The 4,555-nt window shown below is 34.3% G+C and carries 2 protein-coding genes; one reads left to right on the forward strand and one right to left on the reverse strand.

Annotated features, from left to right (window positions below; genetic code table 11):
• The coding region (locus DW173_RS15165) for a glutaminase domain-containing protein (RefSeq protein WP_120144724.1) at nt 1-1,966 on the reverse strand (1,966 nt) is incomplete at its 3' end.
• Nucleotides 1,967-2,501: 535 nt separating this feature from the next.
• Between DW173_RS15165 and DW173_RS15170 the strand changes: the two genes are divergently transcribed.
• Nucleotides 2,502-3,785, forward strand: a complete 1,284-nt coding sequence (locus DW173_RS15170) for a site-specific integrase (protein ID WP_117685409.1) — start codon at nt 2,502-2,504, stop codon at nt 3,783-3,785.
• Nucleotides 3,786-4,555 lie beyond the last annotated feature (770 nt).

The following is a 4,555-nucleotide window of genomic DNA, read 5'->3' on the forward strand; positions in this document are numbered from 1 at the left end:
CCCAATGTCCGGCGAAGTCATCCGTGCAAAGTTGGTTTTCCGGGTCCTGTCCATACTCTACTAAATAATTAGTCCATGTTGTCAAAATGTCCCAATATTTCTTAGCATAATCGGCATTACCTTCAATTTTTGAAATAGCTGCAGTTAGAATCACCATATTACCACTTTCTTCAATCGGCATGTCACCACCATAAACTTGTCCATTAGCTATTGGATAAGTGCCAAGGTCATGTGCTGCAAAAGGTTTATTCCAACGCCCACTTGCACTATATTCGAAAATGCTAGTCATCATGGCTTTTTCCAAGTCTGGATTATAAACGAGGAACAAAGGGGCGGACGGATAGGTCAGATCGACTGTATTGATACAACCATTACTGTTATTCTCTTTAGAGAACCACATCAGGTTACCTTCTTTGTCTGTGAAAAGTTTATGGGCGGAAATCACTTGACGATATGAAGCAGAACATATTTCTGCATATTTTTTACCACCTGCTTTTTCTGCATCGCTATAAATAAGTTCATCAAGTGCACGACAACGCTCCATAATGGATTGATAGTTATCTCTCAGTTTTTCGAAAGCATCAAAAATTGTCACTTTACCATCATGTTTCCAATATCCCATACGTTTCTCATACATATATTCAATGGAATAAATGTCATCATAACCGATCATCAAGAAACCATCTTTACCATCTTTGGTAACAGTTCCAAAATTATGTACATAAGCCATTGCAGGAGTATTTTCTTCCCGACGAGTAACCCATTTGGTTTTACTTGAAGCTAAAGTTCCATTTTTAACAAAAGCTTCCTTCATTCCGCTATAGTCACCCAAACTTATAGATTTTCCTGCTCCATTTACACTACCAAGATATACATATCCCCAGTCAGCACAAATCAAATCACCTTTACGATCACATATCGGCTGGTTGATGGTGCCAGCTTCTACATAACTAATACCATTTTTCGATAATGTACGTGCAATAGTAGGCTGAGTAGTCTCATTCACTGCTAATACTGGAGTCGTTTCTATATAGAATTGTACATCATGCTCTTTTTTATCAAGAGGACGCACGCGATAGGAGATGTAGTTAATCGGAGTTGACAACAAATCCAAGTCATCTATCAATTGAGGCGCTGTAAATACAACATCTAATTCGACAGGTCCGCAGGTGAATGTATAGTAACTGGAAGTGGCTAGTACATCTACCGATTTCTGTACAGCCTCATTTTCAAATGTTACTGCATTTTTCTTTTCACGATATAAACCAAAATCCACATAAGATCCTCCAGTTGTGTTATGACAATGCGCTGCAATCACATTTTTGCCATTACGAAGTTTTTTCTTGGCTTCATCTGAAAGTTTTAGGTTTACATTATTCTTCCATACGAGATCTGTAGCAACCAGTTTTTCTCCATTTAAATATAATTCGAATACATCGTCATGAGAATAAATAAGAAAAATATTCTCTGTTAAATCTAAATCATTTATTTCAAATGTACGTCGGATATAAATATCTGTATTATCTCCTTTCCATTCTGTGCGAACACGTGGCATATCACGGCTACCGAAAGCAGCTTTACCTTTTTTCCAACTACTATCATCAAACTGGAATTCTTGCCATCCATTTGCTGGTTGACTATTAGTATATGCAGCCTCCCAACGTTCCACATTTGTCATGGGAGCGATAGGTATTAGAGCTACTTGATCTTTACCCAGGAAACGATACACTTTACCATCTACGCGTAAAGCCCCTACTAATGGTTTCTTAGCTGTAGTCCAGTGTTCTGTACTTCCTTCCATTAATTTATCATAAGGAGACCAGATAGAGAAGTGAGGATCTGAAACAACGATAGGTACCGATGGAGTACGTAGCGCTATCTCTTTTACTGGTTTAAATAAGTTGCCGGTTTGAGCATTTGCGAATAAACCGACCGAAAAGGCCATTACTGTTAGTAGTTTCTTCATAAATATTTTCTAATTAATCTACAATTTTAAGGTTACCCATCTACAATCTTGTTTACCTATAAAGAAAAACAAACCCTACGTTTTCTTTTATTTCTCTTTTTACCTTCTTACTATTACCTTTTAAATGCAATCTTACCTTTCTTATCGCTATACCTAAATAATATATTAAAATCAGTACTGTCGAATATTTATAAATGCTAGAGGAAAAGTTTATATAGAATTGTGTGTTTCAGGTAGGACCCAAGAGTCATACAAATCCATTTGTTTTTCCATAGCATTTTATTTGCAACACTACAAAATAATGGAATTAATGCTAAATATTAGGAAAATCTGTGTTCAAGAAAGGACAAAATCTATTCTTTTTTCATATTTTGAGTGTTTTTAAAGTGCAAAATAAGTCTCTTACAGTGTGCTTTGAGTAGTTTTTTTCCTTTTTGAGCAATATTTATCCACTTTTATTAAGATAGTACAATGTTTTTGGAGGTTCTAGCTTTTAACGATGAGATATTGCTCATTTCGGATAGCTTTTGTAACTTTGCAATACGAAAGCAATACAGATTTTACTATCGCAAAATATACTCCATATATTAAACCTAGGTACGTCACTCGAGAGGGGACTACTGTCCTTTATGTTCGATATAACTACAATCGAACTAAGCGTACGCTTATCTCTACTGGATACAGTATTAAACCGGAACACTGGGATTCTAAAAAGAGATGGATTAAGCGCGCTTGTCCAAACTATGATGAAATTGATGCCTGCCTGATTAGAATAACATCCAAGCTTGGAGAAATTCTTACATATGCTAAGATAAACGGAATAAGTCCAACCGTAGATTTTGTTTTACTTGAACTAAAAAAGAATAGAGAATATGAGTTACGTCCTAATCGGGTAGATATCTTTGACGCATTAGAAAGATATATTACAGAAAAAGCTCCAGTTGTTTCTGCAGATCAAATAAAGGACTACCGAACACTTCGCAAACATCTGATCGCTTTCAAAGAACATTCATCGCAACCAATTACTTTTCATAACTTGAATCTTATATTTTATAATGAATTCATGGACTATTTATTTTATAAGGTTATAAAGCCCGATGGGAGTGTTGGCTTGCTCACTAATTCTGCAGGAAAAATTATACGTTTGTTAAAGGGATTTGTTAATTATCAAATAGATAAAGGAGTTATTCCTCCAATTGACTTGAAGCATTTTAAGGTCGTAGAAGAAGAAACTGATGCTATTTATTTAAGTGAAAAGGAACTTTCAACAATACACGAGTTAGACTTGTCAGATGATAAGCAATTGGAAGAGATTAGAGATGTTTTTATTACTGGGTGTTTTACAGGACTACGATATAGTGATCTCTCAACATTAAGTCCCGAACATATTGACTTAGATAATGAGATTATAAATCTCAAACAGAGAAAAGTGCATAAAGCTGTCATAATTCCTATGATCGATTATGTACCGGAAATACTCAAGAAGTACAACTATGATTTACCTAAAATTCCTAGATATATATTCAACGAAAGGGTTAAAGAATTAGGGCGAAGGGCAAAACTAAAACAGAAGATCGAAGTTGTTCGCAAGAAAGGGAAAGAACGGGAAAAGAGAGTCTATGAAAAATGGGAGATGATCTCTTCTCATACTTGCCGACGATCGTTTTGCACAAATATGTACTTATCCGGCTTTCCTGCCGGAGAACTTATGCGCATATCCGGGCATAAGAGTCCATCTGCATTTATGAGATATATAAAGGTTGATAATCTACAGGCTGCAAAAAGACTAAAAGAACTTCGAGCTAAACTTGCTAGGTAAAGATTGAAATATTTCATCTTAGTTATTTCAAATTATGTTCTATTTTTCATATATGCAGAAGAATTAAGATTCTATTGAATTGCTAAATAGAAAAAAGAAAGTCACATTTACATTATATATATTCCTTTTATTGAATATATATAGCATAATTCTTTATAAACATGTATTTTTTCCTACTATCGAAAACAAGTTTTGATATAATGAAACATGTCGTTGGTTTAAAAGGAACATCTCCTACCTTTAAAAGAAACTACTTATTGGTTTAAAATAAACCACACTATGGACTCCTGAATGGAGTTCTAACATCTACTTTCCTTATTACCTTAAGCTATCACACAATAACATTTCTCTGCAAAATAGCATAAAAAGATAGATAAATCATTCCAGAAAGCTTTATTTACGTCGAATTCATTCAACAAGAGTAATTATTCAATCTATTTGATTTTTAATATCTTAAAATGCTGCTAGTTTTTATGTCATAAAAGAAATTACATGGATAAATGAAAAGAGAGAGAGGAAAAATATTCATTTTTTCAGATTAGTCCATTTCTCATCTTAGACTACCACTACATTTATCCATTAACTTTTTATTTATTAAAAGTCTGCTCATAAATTAGAATTTTGTACTTCATTTAATAGCCACAACAACACAAAGACAATACAATATGAACATATTCTACTGTATTTCAATCAGTTAACAAACGACAATTTAGTCTGGACAGGACCCGGAAAACCAACTTTGCACGGATGACTTCGCCGGACATTGGGCC

It is taken from the genome of Bacteroides sp. AM16-13, from assembly GCF_003602705.1.
GTDB classification, from domain to species: domain Bacteria; phylum Bacteroidota; class Bacteroidia; order Bacteroidales; family Bacteroidaceae; genus Bacteroides; species Bacteroides xylanisolvens.